The sequence below is a fragment of the Legionella cincinnatiensis genome (assembly GCF_900452415.1).
In the GTDB taxonomy this organism is placed as follows: domain Bacteria; phylum Pseudomonadota; class Gammaproteobacteria; order Legionellales; family Legionellaceae; genus Legionella; species Legionella cincinnatiensis.
The window spans coordinates 3,585,756-3,606,105 of record NZ_UGNX01000001.1; the positions used below are offsets into that span (position 1 = coordinate 3,585,756).

The following is a 20,350-nucleotide window of genomic DNA, read 5'->3' on the forward strand; positions in this document are numbered from 1 at the left end:
TTCCAGTTTATTGATTAGTTCCAGTACCATTATCACTACCAGTTCCAGTACCATTATCACTACCAGTTCCAGTACTGTTATCACTACCAGTTCCAGTACTGTTATCAACACCAGTTCCAGTACTGTTATCAACACCAGTTCCAGTACTGTTATCAACACCAGTTCCAGTACTGTTATCAACACCAGTTCCAGTACTGTTATCAACACCAGTTCCAGTACTGTTATCAACACCAGTCCCAGTTCCGTTATTCACACCAGTTCCAGTTCCGTTATTCACACCAGTTCCAGTTCCGTTATTCACACCAGTTCCAGTACTGTTATCAACACCAGTTCCAGTTCCGTTATTCACACCAGTTCCAGTACTGTTATTCACACCAGTTCCAGTTCCGTTATTCACACCAGTTCCAGCTCCAGAACCATTATTCATGCCAGTTCCAGCACCATTTCCAGAACTACCCCCCACTCCACTTCCACCACCAGCGGCACCTGCACCACCCGCACCTCCGGCACCACCTACTGCATTTGATGTTGAAAAAATAAATAATGTTAATAAAGCCAATAATATCCTTCTCATAATAATCTCCTTATAACAAATTAGAATTATCAAAGCTTATTTAAGATAGAACAAAAGAAATAGCTTATGGAAAATAAGAATATGAGATCTTTTTTTACTAGTCTCATTCTTTATTTTAGATCTATTTGTGTAAAATTTGATTAATTATTTTATCTCTTATTCAACTTAACAATTATGAAGAATATCAAATGCATAATAATCAAATAGATAAGATAATTGCATAAGCGCTAACGGATATAAAAATTTATTATCTCAGGATCAAAACTCTTTAAGAGATAATGATTAAAATAAGTTATTCCCTCAAAATTGTGCTGTTGAGATAGAAGATTGTAATATTAATTATTTGTCACTAGCTTATAAAATTTACACTAACCAGCTCGTTTTTTTAACTAGAGGCTTTCAATATTAAAGTCATAAAAGTAACAAAATAATTACAATAATAAGAAGTAAACCCACTCCGCCACTTGGATAATATCCCCATTCTCTGCTATAGGGCCATCTAGGAAGCGAGCCTATTAAAAGTAAAATTAATATTATAAGTAAAATTAAGTGCATCATTAAATTCCTTTTTATGAAGACTTAAGCTTAAAATAAATATTCTATTTATTTTAGCTTTTTTATTTCTATTGAAGGATAGACACAGAACTCCTGTAAAAATATTAAAGTATATAAAACATAATTTGTAAAGATTAAGTGATTTTACAAGAACATAATGTGTGATCTAAACGGAAAAAAAATTTGAAAATAAAGGAAATTTTACCTAATATTTTCTTAATAATTGATCAGTATACTGGCGCTAAAATAAAAGCCTTGGAGAATATTTATGTCCGCAACTAAATCATTAACTCACTTTTATGGGTCTTTTTTTTGGAAATGTGGAGAAGTAGCCATATATCCTTATTTATTGACCATGGGCGCTTTCATTGATTCTAAGCCTAAAGAAGAAGATCTTATTTTAGGAATTGGTGTGTGTCTCTTTCTATCAACCGTTGTTCCAATTTTACCAGCAATTACCTCAATCACATTTGCAATTGCTTCATTTGGCATAAGCCTTGCGCTCGCCTCAATGTTTGTCACTTATCCTATCGCATTATTATCCGATGCATTAGACTCCACTCATTCAGATCATCAAGATTATCGGATGGCAATGTAAGAGTACTCATACACTAATTATTGTATCTACTCATTCAAAAATTCTAAACCGCCTAAAGAGCACCACCCTCTGCCAAACAGAGGGTCTAAACACCATTAAGACCGCTTGATATTCAGGTATTTTAAGGATACCTGCGAAATTTCTGCTTATAGGTATGAAAATCTTTTATTTAAGTGTTTTTAAATGCTAAGCAATATAGAAAAGATTTGGATCGCTATAGCAATCATGAAGAACTCATGAAAACTTATTATTAAGGCAAGGCAAAATGCCAATTCAACGCTCTAGATAAACCTTCCAACATGATTTCACCTCGGATACTATTTCCTTTAGCATTTACTTTTGGACTTAACACCACAATGCCTGCTTTTCCAGGAACAACAGCAATCGTATAACCAGACACCCCGCTTTTCGCCGGCATCCCGGTTTTAACCATATGCGTACCGGTTTCATCATATAAACCACAAGTTGCCATAATTGCTAAAGCAATCTTACACGTTTCAGCTGAAATAATTTGCTCACCACTCTCAAAATCTACTCCTCCATTTGCGAGCAAGGTGGGCAGAAAAAGCATTTGCTCTAATTTCGCTTCATAGGAACATAGCGTAAAATACAAATCTAATGTTTCCTGAATCTCAGCGCTAAGATTATTTCGGCTCTTCAATATATACGCAAGCGCACGATTACGATCACCAGTTCGTTTTTCTGAAGCAAAAACCAAGGGATTAATACTGAGGCGTTGATTAAATAATTTTCGCACCCAATTTTCTAACCAGCGAAATTGTTGCTCTCCTGTGCCGGGAATGTGAGAACATAAAGTGATGGCCCCAGCATTTAGCATAGGATTTGACGGTTTTGGACCAAATTGTTCTAAGCGAGTAATGGAAGCAAAATCATCGCCAGAAGGTTCAACCTTCACCCATTCAAACAATTGTTCCTCACCATGCTCTTCAAGAAGCCCTATCAATGGGATCATTTTAGCGGTACTTTGCAACGTTACTGGGTAAAGAGTACTATTACTGTAAGAAACAGACTCCTTACCAATAGGTTGTACAGCAATTGCGGTCAATTCTTGATTCACATTAGCAAGCTCTGGAATATAATCCGCAGTTTTACCTTCCTGGTTTAATTCAGCAACGCGAACTAGATCTTCTAATAAACTGATTGTAAGTAATTTTGGGGCCATAAGACTCTTAAAATGAAAAATAATTCATTATGCTAGCATATGAAGCAAATAAATTTGCAGAATGCATAATTTTATTTTGATAAAATACGCTTATCAAGAGTCTATAAAAAAGTCATCCTCATTTTCAAAAATCATCGCTCTAAAAAGAAAATATTAGTTTAAATAAAATTTTTTATATAAAGTATTTTTTTCGATAAACTAGAACCAATTACACTAGTATGGACCCTGCCACTTTAAAGAGGCTCCTAAGTTGAACCAGAATAAAGTTGTAAAGCCATTCAACAAAAGTGGAGGAGCCATAGTAGTATGTTAACCTAGGGTGAAAAATGAAATTACTAATAAAAGTTTTTGCCGTATTCTTAGTAACCTTTTCTGCATATGCTAAGAAAGTGAATGTCTATTTACTTTTTGATGCCCCAGAGCTGCATCAATCTATTCAAGAATTTAATCTTTATTTAAAAAAAAATAAGCTCCTAACTCGTTATCAGATTGAGCCTTTTTTAACTCATCATCCATTACATATTACCTTATTTTTAGCAGATTACCCTGAGGAACATATCAAAGAACTCCAAAAACGAGTTTCCAAAATAGCAAAGCACTGGCATCCAATCCAAATTAAAACAAGCCAGATAGTTACCGCTGGAGGATATGTGATGTTGGATATTGATAATACAAATCGAACCAATGGTCAAAATCCTGAATTACAGCGATTAAGTGACGAAATAACTATGGAGTTAACTGAGTTGCGTGATTTCAATGCTCCAATTCCTAATTGGGCAACGTCAATAATTGAAAAAAGAAAAGCTTTTTTACGTTATGGCAGCCCTAATGTATTTTTTGAATACAGTCCTCACTTTACCTTAATGGCGAAACATTTCATTGATCCAACTCAAGCAAAACAATTTCAACAGGAAATGTCTCAACTTATTCAATCCTATAACTTTTCGAAAATTCTCACCCAATCATCTGTGATTGGCATTGGCTATGTTAATTCTTTTGGTCAAATTACCCAAGAAATCCAAAGGATTAAATTAAATAATCAAAAAGCGCCATCAATACCAGTGGCGCGATAAAAACACGACATAGAGTCAGAACCAACCAAAACAAACCTGAAGTGATTGCCCTAAATGAAATAGTTAATCGCAAAAACCCCAGATAAGAATTTAGAGGAATTGGGCCCTGTTACAGAAAACCATACTCCCCCAATAACACCTAAGTTTGAGGTAAAATTATATTCAATGGCAGGAGCTAATGAAACTTGCTCATTAGCGCCCCCTCCTACACCAGCAGCTGTAGTACCTCCTGGAGTAAATCCAGGGTTGCCATCAAATTGACTTTCTGGGCTATGCGCATACAACACTTCAAAAACAGGTACCCAATTTTGCGTTAATGTATATTCAATAGCAAAATCAGCAGAATAAGCATTTTTAAGTTTTACTCTACCTTGAGTCTTAGTTCCTCCTCCGAAAACATTCGGTCCATGAACAATAATATCGCTGAACTTTACGCCAACCAAACTCAAGCGCGTACGTAAATAATGTTCATTTTTTAACTGCATCAATTTTTGGAAATTAAACCCAAAAAGCGTTTGAAAAGCACCTAAGCCAGTCTGATCCGTACCCAACTTCTTAGGATCTAAATTTTCATAACGTCCTGTGGGAAAAACTTCTTGTACCACAAAACGCAAATCGGGAAGCCACGAATTTTCTTGCTGTCGCAAAACCTGCATCCCTAAAGCCAAACCAAAATCACCAATACCGTTCCCATGTTCTTCATTAACCCAACTATAATCATAAGGGATAGCAGCTTGTAAATCTAAAAAACTAGCAATTCCAACACTAATAATTGGAACCCCTTCAATATTTCTATATCCTTTGGGATAGCCAGTAAAAAACCCATAGGGCTCAATATTAACATGCCCTGCGGGTATTGTTTTACCTGCTGGCGCGAGCAAAGGTCCAGTAAACCATGGGCCTGCAAACGCGATATTCACCACGGATAATAAAAATATGAGTCTTATAAAGTACATAGTGGATTGATCTCAATAAAAGTTAGAATTTATAGGGTTTGTTGACACCTCAACAATCTTGGCCAAATTATCAACATCCTCCCTTTTTTACTCGTTAAAGGAGTGTATTTTCAACATATTTTCCTAAATATTCAGCTAAAGTTTTACTAGACGTAAATCATTTTTACAATGCTGTCAACAGCTTTTAAAAATCAATTTATTGGCGCTCATCAAATAAATGCTATTTTTTACAATTAAGCGATATTTCATGTTGATAAACGTTATTTTTGACTTCATGTAAATAAGCTACCACACTCTCAAATTCCTCTTGATTAAAAGAAAAACCAAAATAATTTGAAACTTTGATGGCCAAATCATAAAACAGTTCACACATTTTGAATAATGAAGTCCACATATTTTTAAAATCCGCATCAACGTAGGTTTGTAAAAATGCTTGCCATAGGTTGGGCTCAAGATGATTTTCGATATATTTTCCATAAATTCCTACAGTTTTATTAAAACCAGTTTGAGTCCCTATATACCAAATTAACATCTGAATGAGCTCTTTTTTTACTCCCTGTTCTGAAACATATTTTGTGTAGGGGATCTGTTTTCTCCAAAGTCCCTTAGCCACATAAGTGCTTACCCATAAAAACTCATTACAACAATCAAAAAAATCCTTTGCCGTAGGCTGTTTTGGTAAATAATCGTTATCTGAAGGTTGATCAAAAGGCTCAATTAACTGATCTTTATCAAGTAATAAAATACTTTGACTATCCCGTGACATGGTTTTGAGGTGATTGATATGCAATAAAGTGAGATCTATTCTATTCCAATCTTTAAATTGCATTAAATAGGCATATTTATCTTGAGATTTAGGCCAATTCCCATCCATTTCATCAGGCCTTTGCATGATAAGTAGCTCACCAAATTGAGTCACCCAGTTTTTATCTTCAACAAATGGCACCACATCTGTGACTAAATATACGATATCATAATCTTGAAAAATATCTTTTTTTGCAGATGGGCTTGCTCTTGAGCCGCTCATAATCACAGCTCTAATTCTTTGATCATTTTTCGCGACTTGAACAATGAGATTAAGCATTGTTTTTTCATTACGTCTATTTTTCATAGTTATTGAACCATATCTTACTTGTTGAGAGGAAGTGTCTTAAAAAAGTCATTTCTATGGCGCTGTTATTCTAACTTATTCTAAAAAACTAATCTGCTCATGCTCAAAAATATTTATATGCTCTCAGTAAAAAATTCGGAGCCTGACTATTCCATGTGTGACAATTATCCCTATTCTTATTTCGAATAATGGGCTCAAACTTATGCAATTGAAGCTTATCTGGCTATGTTGTATTCTGAATCCCAAAACATGATTGTTTTTTATAAATATTTACTCTCTTAGAGTTAAGTAATTGTCAATGACTAATGTGTAAACAGGGAACACCAATGACCACAATTAAATTATTTAAAAGAATTACTCTAATTATATGTTTTTTAGGAACCACATTACTTCTTAGCTCCTGTGCAAAGACAACAAATCCTAACGCCCAAAATGGGGGTGTTGGTGAAGAGTATGGTACAAGTGACTATGGATGGCGCTAATTTCTAAATCCATGATATTTTTTATATTGAAAAATGATTGAGACCTAATTTGAGAAATAAATATTTTAGCAAGACGAATGAGAAATATCTTAAAGCAACTTGTCGTGCTATAGAAAAAATTGCCCAACCACTCTTTGAGTCTTTTGACCTCACTTTTTTTTCATATCGCTTATCTGTAGGTGATAAATTCATCCTGCTTACCAACAATTACTCATGGCTGAAAAATTGCATGGATAAAAATTATGTCAATTATCTTCCCGTAATGCAGCCTGAACATGATTTTATCCTTTGGGATGGTCTTCCCAAAGACAGTCCTTTAATGACAATTTTGAAAGATGCTCGAGAAAATTTTAATATTGCTCACGGTGTAACCCTTATTAAAAGCTATGATTCAAAAGAAGAGCACTTTAACTTTGCTACTATGAGTTACAATGATGAAATTAATAACTTCTACATCCAGCATCCAGAGATTTTAGAACGCTTTATTCTTTACTTTAAAGACAAGGCTAAAAAAATTATTGAGGCAGCGTTGGATCATGCCATTTCTTTAAGCGATTTAGGCATGATAAAAAATGCCCTAAAACAACAAGAATTTTATCGTGAAATTGATTATTTCATAGAAAATACACAAATTAAGTCTATTTCAATTAATGTAGAAGGAAAACATCTTGATTTGAATTACACTTTAGCACATACAGGATATTATTTACTTCAAGGTTTAAGTTATAAACAAATCGCAAAAGCATGTTATGTGTCAATTAAAGCCGTTGAAAAGCGATTGGAAAAATTAAAAGACATCACCCATACCCGCAATAAAAAAGAGCTGATTGAATTTTTAAAAAGATCTGATATTAAAAAGACCCTTGATCTTGCGTTACTCAAAAGGTCTCGTCACAAACAAAAGCTCGGTTGGATAAGACTTTTTAAACAATAATCAATCTAAAGTTTAGAAATAAATTTTTATCGTTTTTGTTCTTGGTATTTAATATTAGCCTATCCCCAATAATAGTTTTTCAAATTAAAATCTTTTTCTAGGCTTACAAAGAATGATTCGAGGTGATATCTTATTCTTTAACTTTAGGGCACCCATTTAAATTTCAATTATAAAACAATAGTATTAAAGATTTAAAATTATTCACATGAATTAAGGAAAAATATGGCATGGTTTTATTTAATTCTGGCAGGACTTTTGGAAGTGGTGTGGGCAGTAAAATTAAAAGATACTGAGGGCTTTTCCAAGCTTTATCCTTCACTCATAACCGTTTTTGCCATGGTGTTAAGTTTTGCATTCCTTGCTCAATCATTAAAAACATTACCTATTGGCACTGCTTATGCAATTTGGACAGGGATAGGAGCAGTTGGCGCAGTTATTTATGGCATTTATTTTCTTGGAGAACCTACTTCATTCATACGAATTGGCTGCATTGCCTTAATCATCATTGCTATAATTGGGCTAAAGTTATCTCATCATCCATAAGTACTAGGTATTTTTTTAATAAAATATTCTGACTCTTGACAATAACCCGTTTGATTGAGAATAATTGGTAAATAATCAATAGGATATAATTTTTAAGCATCTTATTAAGATAATAGGGACGGTTCAGAAGGGAATTCATTTAATATATGAAAATTTTAATTACTGGTGGTGCAGGGTTTATTGGTTCAGCAATGGTTCGCTATCTTATTGAGAATACAACAGATACCGTAATCAATGTAGATAAGCTCACCTATGCTGGAAATTTAGAATCACTTAATAATGTTATCAACAATCCACGTCATATTTTTCAACAAGTCGACATTCGCTCTCATGATCAAATAAATCATATTTTTTCTACATTTCAGCCTGATGCAATCATGCATTTAGCAGCAGAAAGCCATGTAGATCGATCGATTGATGGGCCAGCCGAATTTATTCAAACCAATATTGTCGGAACTTATAATTTACTTGAAGCGACACGAGTTTATTGGCAATCATTGCCGATAAGTCAACGTGAATCATTTCGTTTTCATCACATCTCTACAGATGAAGTTTTTGGTGATCTAGAAACAACCGATGAATTCTTCACAGAAACCACTCCTTATGCGCCAAGTTCTCCTTATTCAGCAAGCAAAGCAAGCTCCGATCATTTAGTAAGGGCATGGCATAGAACTTATGGATTACCCACAATAATCACAAATTGTTCCAATAACTATGGCCCATATCAATATCCTGAAAAGCTAATTCCAGTCATCATTCTCAATGCCCTTGCTGGAAAAAATTTACCCGTGTATGGCAATGGAACTCAAATTCGCGATTGGTTGTATGTCAATGATCATGTTCATGCTCTTTACTTGGTTTTAAAAAACGGGATGATTGGTTCCACCTATAATATTGGCGGACATAATGAGAAACAAAATATTGAAGTAGTCCATACCGTTTGTGAGTTATTAGAAGAATTAGTGCCGCAAAAACCACCCCATATTGCCTCGTATAAAAGCTTAATTGCACATATCAAAGACCGACCCGGTCATGATTGTCGTTATGCAATTGATGCAACAAAAATTCAACGGGAATTGGGATGGAAGCCCCAAGAAACCTTTGAATCAGGAATGAGGAAAACGGTGGAGTGGTATCTCAATCATCAAAATTGGTGCCAAACTATTTTAAACAAACTACAACAAAAACAATCAAAAGTTATTGAAAAGGAATTATCAGCATGAAAGGAATTGTGCTCGCAGGAGGCTCCGGAACACGTCTTTATCCTATCACCCAAGGCATCTCAAAACAATTACTCCCTATTTATGATAAGCCTATGGTTTATTACCCTTTATCTGTCTTAATGTTAGCGGGTATTCGTGAAATCCTGGTGATTACTACTCCAGAAGATTATCCAGCATATCAACGACTCTTAGGAAATGGGGAGCAGTTTGGCATAAAATTACAGTATGCATTACAGCCCAGTCCTGATGGTTTAGCCCAGGCATTTATTATTGGTGAAGAGTTTATAGGTCAAGATAATGTATGTTTGGTACTAGGGGATAATATATTTTATGGCCATGGATTTACCAAACAATTACGAGAAGCGGCTGCCCGTCAAACAGGAGCGACTGTTTTTGGGTATCCAGTCAAAGATCCTGAGCGTTTTGGAGTCGTAGAGTTTGATGCGCAAATGAAAGCCATCTCTATTGAGGAAAAACCGAAAAATCCCAAATCACATTATGCGGTGACTGGACTTTATTTTTATGACAATCAAGTCATAGATATTGCCAAACAAGTAAGACCGTCCTATCGAGGTGAATTAGAAATATCGTGTATTAATCAATTCTATCTTGAATGCGGTATTCTCCATGTTGAATTGCTTGGACGTGGATTTGCTTGGCTTGATACAGGAACCCATGAAAGTCTTTTAGAAGCAGCCTCTTTTGTACAAACTATTGAACATCGCCAAGGATTAAAAATTGCTTGTTTAGAAGAAATTGCTTATAAAAACAATTGGATCAGTAAAGAAATGCTTGCAGAAACTGGTAGAAAGCTCTGTAAAAACAGTTATGGAACTTATTTGCTTCAGCTAATAGAGCAAAGTGATAAAAGACAAGTGAAATTTGATGTGGAACAATTAGTAGTGTGAAAAAAAGCATCCATACATTAAACCTCCATAAAATCCTCACCTATAAGAATCCGTCACCTTCCGCAAAAGCGGGAGGTCTAATATCTGAGAACCTCGTCACCTTCCGCGAAAGCGGGAGGTCTAATATCTGAAAACCTCGTCACCTTCCGCAAAAGCGGGAGGTCTAATATCTGAAAACCTCGTCACCTTCCGCAAAAGTGGGAGGTCTAATATCTGAAAACCTCGTCACCTTCCGCAAAAGCGGGGGGTCTAATATCTGAAAACCTCGTCACCTTTCGCAAAAGCAGGAGGTCTAATATCTGAAAACCTCGTCACCTTCCGCAAAAGCGGGAGGTCTAATATCTGAAAACCTCGTCACCTTTCGCAAAAGCGGGAGGTCTAATATCTGAAAACCTCGTCACCTTCCGCAAAAGCGGGAGATCTAATATCTGAGAACCTCGTCACCTTCCGCGAAAGCGGGAGGTCTAATATCTGAGAACCTCGTCACCTTCCGCGAAAGCGGGAGGTCTAATATCTGAGAACCTCGTCACCTTCCGCGAAAGCGGGAGGTCTAATATCTGAGAACCTCGTCACCTTCCGCGAAAGCGGGAGGTCTAATATCTGAGAACCTCGTCACCTTCCGCGAAAGCGGGAGGTCTAATATCAATAAATAACTTGGTATAAAACCCCACCGAATTAACCGATTTTCGTGAGGTGAATAGAGCTGCCCCCAGTTTAATTGTAAACTAGGGGAGCAAGCGATTACCTCTAATTAAAAAATAGGATGAAGTTTCATTGAAATTATAAAAGCCTATGCTAAGCGTTTGCCATCAGATGGGCGCTCTGCTCAATGAAACTATCCACGACTTCCGGCAAATAATCTTCCCAACTCTGGCACCGAATACCTAATATTTGTTCGATTTTTGTTGTATCCAAAACGGAGTTCTTGGGCCTCGCCGCCTTAGTGACATACTCTTCTGTTTTGATGGGGTTTAACTGCGTGAGGGGCAAAACCATTCCCTTTTTCTGAGCAAGAGCAATAAAAACGCGTGAGAACTCATACCAATTAGTTACACCTGCTCCAGCATAATGATAGATCCCCCAATCATTAAAAGGTGAGGAGTCTATTTTGTTGACAATCGCGAGTAACACTCTAGCAATATCTCGAGCTGCCGTTGGTCTACCCCATTGATCCGCAACAACTCTCAGTTCACTCCTAGAGGAAGCCAATTTTAAAATAGTTTTTACAAAATTATTTCCATAAACTCCGAACACCCAGCTCACACGTAAAATAATGTGTTCTTTAAGTTGTGAGGTAATTGCGTGCTCACCTGCTAATTTAGACTGCGCATATGCACCTTGAGGGCAAGTGATGTCTGTCTCATTATAGACCCCCTCTTTGGTACCATCAAAAACATAATCCGTAGACAAGTGAATTAAAGGTACTTTCTTCTGTGCACAATAGAGTGCTACCTGCTCCACAAACTCTGCATTAACAATATGAGCAAGCCTGACTTCATCTTCAGCCTTATCTACAGCCGTATAGGCAGCTGCATTAATAATCAGTTCGGGTTGTATCGATGAGAGAATTGAGACCACTTCACTAATATGAGCACAGTCTAGTTCTTTTCTTGTCAACGCAATGACTTTATGTTCTGAAGATTTAAACTGCAGAATAACTTCTGACCCAACTTGACCATTAGCCCCTATAACTAAAATTTTCATTGATACCTCGGTAAAAATTGGGGGTCAATCAAGTTCAAAGGTCTAGCTTGAATATCCTTTGCGGAGAGCTGAACATCATCATTTAAAGGCCAATCAATAGCTAGCTCGGGATCTCGATAGTTGATTGATAATTCACTTTCTGGATGATAATAATCCGTACACTTATAAAAAAAGTCCGCAGTGGCACTTAACACGTAAAATCCATGAGCAAAACCTTTAGGAACCCAAAATTGGCGTCTATTTTCTCCTGAAAGAATCACACCAACCCAAGAACCATAAGTAGGCGAGCCAACTCTAATGTCAACGGCCACATCAAAAACTTCACCGGCTAAAACAGATACTAATTTTCCCTGGGTTTGCTGGCTTTGATAATGCAATCCTCGTAAAACACCTTTTCGTGAACGCGATAAATTATCCTGGACAAACGTATCTTCTATACCAAGCAACTCCTCATACCGCTTAATCTGGAATGTTTCATAAAAAAAACCACGTTCATCACCAAAAACACGGGGCTCTATAATTTTAACTTCCGGTATTTTTGTGTCTAAAATATTCATAAAACTGCCTTGTATGTAGAATATAATTGTTTAGAAAATATCATGAATTGACATAAAAAACCAATCCAATATCACTATGAATAAAAATGCGAAATATAGCTCAATCTTTTAATCTAGTTTCGTGGATATAAAATTTATTAATATGCCTCCCGGAACGACCACCGTTTATGGCCTAGGTAACTTGTAAATACGGGAACAGCCAACCCCACTGCATGAGCGATTTCCTCCACAAATAGATCCACTCCCAAAAAAGGCAAAAGATAATTAGCTAAACTTATGCTAATTATCCAAGTTTGTAATACAGCAATAAGATTAACTAAAGTAAACCACATAATAGAACGATGCGTACTCTGCGTTCCTTTTTTAAATACAACGACCTTAGCAAGAATAAATGCGCTAATCATCCCTGTAATATAAGCAAGAAATATAGACAAAGAAAAATTAAACCATAAACCATAAGCTATACGTGAACTAAAATTAATGACTGCAGCTATACCTCCCGTGAATAAAAAGAGGACGAATTGTCTCGAGAAAAATTGTTTCTTCATGCTATTGCTTCTTGTGCCATTTTTCTTCCGAAATCAATACTTTCAGAAATTCCTCTATCTTCAGGATAGTAATAGGAAGTATCCGCTACCCATAATCCCTTAACGGGTAATCCTACAGGAGGTAATTGGTTTAAAAACCCAGGAGAGCAGATAGGCTGTGCATAACGATATCGATTTACACGAATATCTATAATATGCTTATCATCTAACTCTGAGTTAATTTTTTTTAAATAAGTGCGTACTTTATCAATAAATACTTGATCAGTCTCTGCAAATTTAGGATGTTCACCTGGCATATAAAAAGGCACATATAAAATATGTTGTCCAAGATTTCTTAAGTTTGAGTACTCAACCAAACCAGGAATATCCATATCCGGATCATTAATATTAAGCCAGAAATTTTCAGTTAAAGGTTTTTGAAGTTTTACAATAACACATGCAACAGCGATATTCTTAATAGACTGAAAACTCTTCATAATAGGTTCAGGAAGATCTGGCATTATTTTAGGGACAAACGGCAATGGTATAGTACTAATCACCTTATCAAAGTATTCAATCTTTCCTGCTACCTCTATCCCTTGTACTTTTCCATCTGTAATTATCACTTTGTTGACTGGACACTTAAGCCTCACTTCTCCACCATTGACTTCTATCTCTGACTTCATTGCTTGCAATAAAGTTTCAGAACCTCCCTCTAAATATCCTAATTTCTCTCGAAATAAATTATATCTCGACTTGCCAATTCTTCTTATTCTACTCCATATCCATGCAGCCGATAAGTTATTGGCATAATCATAAAACTTATATTCAAAAAGCTTATGCCATAAAACATCATATGCTCTTTTACCAATCCATCGTTTAATCCATTTAGTGGCTTCCACATTATCAAGTGATTGCCAAGAACCCCGTTTTGTAGACAGAAAAGCATGAAACCCATAACGAAACTTAGATATAGGGTTTAAGCCACGAAATTTAAGAAGCGCAACTGGATTACCCCAAGGTTGCAATCTATTTTGATACCAGTACCCCATTTTTGTTTCAACCCAACGCATTTTATCAGTCAATCCTAATTCATCTAATGTTTTTAAAAATGCGTGATCTGAAGTACAATGAAAATGATAATAGCGCTCTATGGATAAACCTGAAAAATCAAAAGAGGCACTCATTCCTCCTACTCTATCATCTGCTTCAAAAATAATAGGCTGATGCCCTTCACGTGCCAGATGATAAGCTACTGCCAAACCCATTGGGCCAGCTCCCAGTACAGCAATCCTTTGACTCATTTTTTAAAACTCCAAAATTATTTTCTTATAAGTAGGCTCATTAAAAGTTTCATCAATTGCTTTACTAAAGCGGGTATAAGGCACATCAAAAATATGAGGCCAGTCAATAACTTCAAATTCATCTTTAGCACTTAATGCAGAAAGTTGTTGAGTAGTAAACGGAGGGTTTTTATCCACGAGCCCCCATACCCATAGAAGAAGATAAAATAAGTGATATGGAATTTTTGTAATTATAGTTTTCGCATCAGTAGTACGTTTTATTTCACGTATAATATCAATATAATCAATACACTCATGACCCGAAATATTATAAACACCACCAACAAACTGTTTTTCAATACAACTAACAATAATATTGCAAAAATCACCTACATAAAGGGGTTGGCGCATATATCGTCCATGCCCAGGAATCGGAAAAACAGGCACTTTTTTCATAAATCGAGAGAGCCAGCCTAAATGTTTACGGTCAAACCAACCAAACATTAAGGTGGGGCGTAAGATAACACAGGGAATACCACTGGCAAGCACAAGATCTTCTTGTTCTTTTTTAGTATTCGTATAAAAATCATTGGCTACTGATTCTACAACTGAAGAGCTTATGTGAACTAAGTAAGGAATTTTACTGTCTTTGATTGTTTCAAGAATGAGTTTTGTTGAACTCACATTGTTATGAACAAATTCTTGGTAATCATTTCCACCAATTTGAGCTTGTAACATTACAACTACATCTGCCCCAACAAAATGCTTCTGCCATTCACCGGGGACAGATACATCTGCATATTCAGCCGTAATATCAGGATGCAATTTTTTTAAAATAGCTAAATTAGTCTGATGCTTGTCTAAAACAACGATCTCTTTATAGCCCTTAGCCTTAAGGCGAATCACTAAGTTTTGACCAACTAGTCCCGCCCCCCCTGGAATGATGATTTTTTTTATTATTTGGCTCATAAAAAATCCATTTTATTTTCTAAACATTAACTAAAACAATTAGTTATTTATAAAAATAGTAACATTATTAATAATATAATCCCAATATATTCTTTTCGGAATGTTTCTCTAAGCAGCATTTTTTTTAAAAAAACTTATAGTTTTAAATTGAGAACAAATTTTAATATTATTCCCTTCTTCATAAGCTAAACGAAGAGTATAATTTTTCTCAAAATTAGAAACATCAGCAGTAGCCACATAGCCTGAAGCATCTAATATTGGATTTTTAAAATGTGCTCCGACATCAGGCCTCAATGTCCGCCTCGTTTTAATAAAAATGCTTTTCCCATTATTATCAGTTAAAACTAAAAGAACAGCTTCAGGAAGTTCTGCTTTAGAATCAACAAATTTAGTTAACCAACCCTGTACCTTTAACAATCTATTTGATAAAAAAGATGGGGAATAAGGGGCGTCATTAATAGTATCAATATACCCCTCACAGTTTTTTGTTATAACAATTCGTTGATGATTTGACTTCCTTATATATCCATTCAAAATATTTAATTGGCACGAAGCGCCATCTCCTTGCAATACAAGATCTTTTGATATTTGAGAGGTCACCAAATAACCTTCATATAAAGTTCTTAGACCATCTTTTTTTGTAATTGCATATCCCACTATTTTATTTTTAGAATTCAAGAAACGAATCATTTGGGGTTGAGATTTTGAATTAAGCCAACCGCTAACATGAACAAAACGCTTATCCGGTTCTACTTCATCAATACTAGTTAAACTGCCTTCTCGACATATTGGTAAGGTATAAGCATTTATAGTTTTTCCAATGTATCGGGTTTCATTGAAAGGATATAAGCCAAAAATTGATAAATTTTTCTCTGAAGCCTTTTGAGCTATAGAAAGAGCCGCTTGAGTATCTGGATAAACTTTTTTGATTTGTATTGAGTCATTGACTCCAAGTCCTAATGCAAGTGCGGCAACTTTTCTTTCAAATAAAATATTATCTTTGGATTGCAAAGCTTCAAATTGTGAATTCACTATAGATACAGTTAAAAATATACCTAAAACCGCATACATTAAACGTTCACTTATTTTTCTACTAGATCGAGTCTCTCGAGTCTTATTCAGAATAGATGGTAAAATCACAATTAACAAAGAAGCCCACGCCATGATAGTTGGTGTTGTATAACGACCACCTAAAGATTGCACCGCCCCCAAATGTAATCTTCCCAGACCGGTACAAACAGCTGTACCCTCAACATAAAAAATAAAAAACAGCAAAGTTAATTTCAGAGTGGCTCTAGGCAACCTCGGTATCAATTGAATAGCCATCGTAGCCGAGCTAACCACAAGAATTAATCCAGCAAGCCAAGCAACTACTTTCTGTTTGAATATAAAATAAAAAGGATTGCCTAGATACATCAAAATATAATTTAATAACTCTAAAGGTTTGCTTTTTAGTGACTGTTGTATGGGTTCATGGTAACTTGCCGAATTATACGTATAAAAATAGAAGCCGAAGCCAATTATAGTAAAAATCATTAAGCTGAAAATACGCACTTTACTTTGTTGAGTAAGAACAGTATAAACAAGCATCAATGGCAAAGCCAAAATACCATTCGCCATCGTTCCAAGTGACATTAGGCCCAATATACATGCAATACCAAAATGTAATTTTTTAGTGTTGTTTGCTGCTTTATTTAGCTCATAGAACGCACATAATGGCAAAATTTGAGCCAAGAAAAACTGGCTTTGAAAAGGCCATACTAAATTTTCTTGTTGAGACCATAAAAATAACCAAGCTGTTATTATGAGACTCCAAAAAAATTCATTAACTCTATTTTTATCCTCTATTATCGCATGTATTATTCGCCAAAAAAGTAAGGCACTTAATAAAACTAGAAAATAATTAATAACAATTAAAAATAAACCGCTACCATCAAACCATTTTAAATCGATCCAAAACAATAATCGAGAAAGTAAAATGCAATGTTCATTGTGCTGGCTCCACCACAATGAAGTATTGCCTTCACTAATTTTTATAAAAAACTCGATTTCGCCTCTCCACATATCCCAAAATGGAACAGGTGAATAAGACTGGTATGCACCAAAAATTGCTAATCCCATCATCAAAATAACCAAGGATACCGGTAAAATTAGAATTAAGACTCTATTTTTAATAATTGGTTTCATCAAATATATCTCTTCATTTAAAGGGAAAGCATTACTGTTAAATTTTATAAATATATAAAAAATATAATGAACTGTTTTAGTCAGATAATCTCTTATCAGATCTCTTACTAAATATACTTTTCTTCTTAACCTCTTCTAAGCCTGATTTTTAAACACCCCAGCAATTTTAAATTGTGGGCAAATTTTAATACTTTTCCCTTCTCTATATGCTAATTGAAGTGTATAACCTCCATCAAGGTTGGATACATCGGCTTTGGCTCTATAACCTGCACTCTCTAATATAGGATTTTTAAAGTGTACCCCTACATCAGGACGTTTTGCTGGTTTTGTTTCAATAAAATTCTTTCTACCTTTACTGTCCGTTAAGACTAAAAGAACAGCCTCAGGCAGCTCAGCTTTCGGTTCTACAGACTTCGCTAACCACCCACGTACGCTAAGTGATTGAGTAGCAATGAATGAGGTGGAAACAGGCATCTCATTAATCATATCAATAAATCCTATACATTGTTTTGCAACCGAAACGTTTTCGTAACTTATTTTATCAATAGACTTATTAGAACTATTAGAATTAAAAGTGCCAGAAATCTTAAATTGTGGGCAAATTTTAATACTATTATCTTCGATATAGGCCAAACCAAGCTTGTAGTCACCCCTAACTCCTGATACATCTGCAGTAGCTGTATAACCCGAGGAATCGAATATGGGATTTTTAAAATACGCACCAACATCAGGTCGCTGAGTTGGCTTGGTTCTAATAAAAGTATTTTTTCCTTTATTGTCAGTTAAAACCAAAAGAACCGATTCAGGCAATTGTGCTTGAGGTTGAGTTGCTTTAACTAACCAACCTCGTACACTAAGTAATTTATCGGCAATAAATGATGCAGTAGCAGGGCCTTCATTGATAGCATCAATATAACCTTCACAATGATTAGCAAATGAAACTTTGTGTGAAGTAAACTTCTCTATAGTGTCAAATTTCTGTAATTTTGATATATCTATTTTAGTGAAATCTGGCATCCGCTTAAAAGTAACGTTAAATTTATTATCCCATTGTTGTTTTCCCCCCATAGAGATAATGGAGAATGACTCTACTTTTTTATTCGACAAATAATCAGTTCCTCCATACAACAAACTAAACTCAACAGTATTTTCAACTAAGGGAGATATCAGAAACTCCGATTTAGCCATTTCAGAAATTATTCGATAAGTCTTTATTGCGCCATTATTTAAATATAATGTAATTTGCAACGGTTTTGGTTTATATAAAATATTCATCAACTTTCCAAATAACTTTTGCTTAATATGTATTTCAGCAAAAATTGGCGAAGTCTCTTTTGGAATATATATACGTTCACCTAAAGAGTATTCGTCCTTTTTTATATTTTCCATTCTTGGGGTTTCAGAAAGTAACGATTTTCGATGCAAATATAAAAAATCATTTTTTAATATACTTGGCTGGTAATTACTTAGAAAAACAGGCCAGCTAGGTGCATCCTCAAAAGAGGGCATGCGATCATCAATAGTCTCTAGTTTAAAAATAATATTATCTGGTGATTTTTTATTGAGTAAATGCATTTTATTTATTTGCATTAATAAAGGTGTGTAGGCAGAGTAGCTTTGAAGAATAGGACGGGGATTCCAATTATTTCTAGACGCAAGTAAATAAGATTGATTATATGAATAAATATCGGTTGTTCCTTCAAAATTAGGGAATTTTACCTTATCTCGCATACGGTCAAGGGTCTTATTATACTCATTTTCAAGCTGTGCATCATTCAAAAAATTATTCTTTAATCCATTCCAAGCTAAAAAATAAACCGATTTCATATTATTAATAATATATTGAGGTTTATTATAATCCGAACTAATATACAAACACGCTAAAAATGAAACAAGGGAGGCAAGGGCCGCCTGACGTGAAGAAACAATTAAAGAAAAAAGTTGAGTAGCAATCAAAATAGTCGAAGCACTTATTAGAGCATGACCATCATGGCGAACAAATCCTCCCTTAAAAGCTACAAACAAATAGAAGAAAAAAGATAAAAAAATTAGAAATTTTAACTTACTCGAAAAAATACCCTTTTCATAAAAAATAGCTCCTAATAAAATAAAAGCAGCAAAAAGATAGTAAAAAATATTCCATATATTGCCCGAAATAGACATTGCTTCTGTATAACCAGAAATGATAGCTATTCCTGATTTAAAATAAAAATATAAATCTAAACTTGATTGTTTTGAAACGAGCCAGAAAAAAATAATGGAAAAAATTACGGTAACTGTTATGGTAACAGCTTGTAACCATTTTTTATCTGTGGCAAACAAAATAAAAATAAATGCTACTATAGGTAACCATAAAATTAAAAAAGAGCTTTTTATTAAAAATAATAACCCAAAGGGAAAAAACAACAATGCTAAAATAAAAGGTGATATTTTATAATCAATCCCTATGCGTTCTGCTGAATTTACAGAGTTAAAACAATATACAGCAACAAGCAATGGATATGAATAAAACAAAGTATCTTTTGATAATGTAGTTGACAACAAGAATGTAATTAGAAAAATAATTATTAAATACCAAGGTTTATTTCTTGTCAGAGAAAAAAGTATCCCCCCATACATTATGCTCAAATATATAGAGCACAGTATCATAAAGTGAACAGTTAAAGGGTGATATAGGTTTGTATAAAGAAACGAAAATGGACCATATGTAAAAATCATATTACGTCCAAAAGCTAACCCTTGAGCCACAGCTTGGTTTAACCCCATCATCCAGGAAGGATCAAGTCCCTCTCCAGGCATTTTCGGAGAAAAGGGCACGAAAACACAAATTACCGTAATGAATAGTAATCCTTGTAAGCCCCAATTAAATAAAATGTTGATTAACTTTTTTTGTCTTATCCATAAGATCAGATTTTTTTTTAACATCTTCTATCCTCATTCATGCAGCAAATCACCTACAAAAGTATTTTTTTAATTAATTTAA

The 20,350-nt window shown here is 34.8% G+C and carries 19 protein-coding genes; 7 read left to right on the plus strand and 12 right to left on the minus strand.

The window, feature by feature from the left end; translation table 11 throughout:
- Positions 1–7: 7 nt before the first annotated feature.
- A complete protein-coding gene (locus DYH34_RS15715) occupies positions 8–574 on the minus strand; it encodes a hypothetical protein (protein WP_115342636.1) in 567 nt (188 codons plus the stop codon).
- 411 nt (positions 575–985) lie between these two features.
- Entirely contained in the window at positions 986–1,132 is a 147-nt protein-coding gene (locus tag DYH34_RS15720) for a DUF3309 family protein (RefSeq protein WP_083502751.1), read from the minus strand.
- 265 nt (positions 1,133–1,397) lie between these two features.
- Between DYH34_RS15720 and DYH34_RS15725 the strand changes: the two genes are divergently transcribed.
- The gene (locus DYH34_RS15725) at positions 1,398–1,727 is read left to right on the plus strand and encodes a hypothetical protein (protein ID WP_058464820.1); all 330 of its coding nucleotides are present in this window, start codon (positions 1,398–1,400) and stop codon (positions 1,725–1,727) included.
- A gap of 250 nt (positions 1,728–1,977) precedes the next feature.
- Here the strand turns inward: DYH34_RS15725 and glsA are convergent, their stop codons facing one another.
- Positions 1,978–2,910, minus strand: coding sequence for a glutaminase A (gene glsA / locus DYH34_RS15730; RefSeq protein ID WP_058464819.1), 933 nt, complete (start codon positions 2,908–2,910; stop codon positions 1,978–1,980).
- Positions 2,911–3,236: 326 nt separating this feature from the next.
- On the opposite strand from glsA, the gene DYH34_RS15735 reads away from it, so the two are divergent.
- On the plus strand, positions 3,237–3,983 hold the full coding sequence (locus DYH34_RS15735) for a 2'-5' RNA ligase family protein (protein ID WP_058464818.1): 747 nt from the start codon (positions 3,237–3,239) through the stop codon (positions 3,981–3,983).
- Between the two features lie 50 nt (positions 3,984–4,033).
- On the opposite strand, the gene DYH34_RS15740 is transcribed toward DYH34_RS15735, so the two are convergent.
- Together DYH34_RS15740 and DYH34_RS15745 are read right to left on the minus strand one after the other, a co-directional pair.
- Positions 4,034–4,939, minus strand: coding sequence for a hypothetical protein (locus tag DYH34_RS15740; protein WP_058464817.1), 906 nt, complete (start codon positions 4,937–4,939; stop codon positions 4,034–4,036).
- A gap of 220 nt (positions 4,940–5,159) precedes the next feature.
- Complete coding sequence (locus DYH34_RS15745) at positions 5,160–6,050, minus strand: aminoglycoside 6-adenylyltransferase (protein ID WP_058464816.1); 891 nt, start codon at positions 6,048–6,050, stop codon at positions 5,160–5,162.
- A 326-nt stretch (positions 6,051–6,376) separates the two neighbouring features.
- Between DYH34_RS15745 and DYH34_RS18115 the strand changes: the two genes are divergently transcribed.
- The 5 genes from DYH34_RS18115 to rfbA all read left to right on the plus strand — a co-directional run bounded on the left by DYH34_RS18115 (position 6,377) and on the right by rfbA (position 10,140).
- Complete coding sequence (locus DYH34_RS18115) at positions 6,377–6,532, plus strand: hypothetical protein (protein ID WP_157061452.1); 156 nt, start codon at positions 6,377–6,379, stop codon at positions 6,530–6,532.
- A gap of 229 nt (positions 6,533–6,761) precedes the next feature.
- Positions 6,762–7,466, plus strand: a complete 705-nt coding sequence (locus tag DYH34_RS15750) for a helix-turn-helix transcriptional regulator (RefSeq protein WP_131775230.1) — start codon at positions 6,762–6,764, stop codon at positions 7,464–7,466.
- 222 nt (positions 7,467–7,688) lie between these two features.
- Entirely contained in the window at positions 7,689–8,009 is a 321-nt protein-coding gene (gene sugE, locus DYH34_RS15755) for a quaternary ammonium compound efflux SMR transporter SugE (RefSeq protein WP_058464814.1), read from the plus strand.
- 146 nt (positions 8,010–8,155) lie between these two features.
- Complete coding sequence (rfbB, locus tag DYH34_RS15760) at positions 8,156–9,232, plus strand: dTDP-glucose 4,6-dehydratase (protein ID WP_058464813.1); 1,077 nt, start codon at positions 8,156–8,158, stop codon at positions 9,230–9,232.
- Positions 9,229–10,140 (plus strand): glucose-1-phosphate thymidylyltransferase RfbA, encoded by a 912-nt coding sequence (rfbA, locus tag DYH34_RS15765; protein ID WP_058464812.1) that lies wholly within the window; start codon positions 9,229–9,231, stop codon positions 10,138–10,140. Before rfbB ends, rfbA begins: the two co-directional genes overlap by 4 nt.
- A gap of 795 nt (positions 10,141–10,935) precedes the next feature.
- Here the strand turns inward: rfbA and rfbD are convergent.
- The 7 genes from rfbD to DYH34_RS15800 form a co-directional block, all read right to left on the minus strand.
- The gene (gene rfbD, locus DYH34_RS15770) at positions 10,936–11,844 is read right to left on the minus strand and encodes a dTDP-4-dehydrorhamnose reductase (RefSeq protein ID WP_058463759.1); all 909 of its coding nucleotides are present in this window, start codon (positions 11,842–11,844) and stop codon (positions 10,936–10,938) included.
- A complete protein-coding gene (gene rfbC, locus DYH34_RS15775; protein WP_058463758.1) occupies positions 11,841–12,401 on the minus strand; it encodes a dTDP-4-dehydrorhamnose 3,5-epimerase in 561 nt (186 codons plus the stop codon). Before rfbC ends, rfbD begins: the two co-directional genes overlap by 4 nt.
- Before the next feature lie 137 nt (positions 12,402–12,538).
- On the minus strand, positions 12,539–12,949 hold the full coding sequence (locus tag DYH34_RS15780) for a GtrA family protein (RefSeq protein WP_058463757.1): 411 nt from the start codon (positions 12,947–12,949) through the stop codon (positions 12,539–12,541).
- Positions 12,946–14,232, minus strand: a complete 1,287-nt coding sequence (locus tag DYH34_RS15785; protein ID WP_058463756.1) for an NAD(P)/FAD-dependent oxidoreductase — start codon at positions 14,230–14,232, stop codon at positions 12,946–12,948. Before DYH34_RS15785 ends, DYH34_RS15780 begins: the two co-directional genes overlap by 4 nt.
- Positions 14,233–14,235: 3 nt before the next feature.
- The gene (locus tag DYH34_RS15790) at positions 14,236–15,180 is read right to left on the minus strand and encodes an NAD-dependent epimerase/dehydratase family protein (protein ID WP_058463755.1); all 945 of its coding nucleotides are present in this window, start codon (positions 15,178–15,180) and stop codon (positions 14,236–14,238) included.
- Between the two features lie 108 nt (positions 15,181–15,288).
- Positions 15,289–17,367 carry a hypothetical protein gene (locus tag DYH34_RS15795; protein ID WP_058463754.1) on the minus strand — a complete coding sequence of 693 codons (2,079 nt, stop codon included), beginning with the start codon at positions 17,365–17,367 and terminating at the stop codon, positions 15,289–15,291.
- A gap of 135 nt (positions 17,368–17,502) precedes the next feature.
- On the minus strand, positions 17,503–20,292 hold the full coding sequence (locus DYH34_RS15800; protein WP_058463753.1) for a hypothetical protein: 2,790 nt from the start codon (positions 20,290–20,292) through the stop codon (positions 17,503–17,505).
- Between the last annotated feature and the right edge of the window lie 58 nt (positions 20,293–20,350).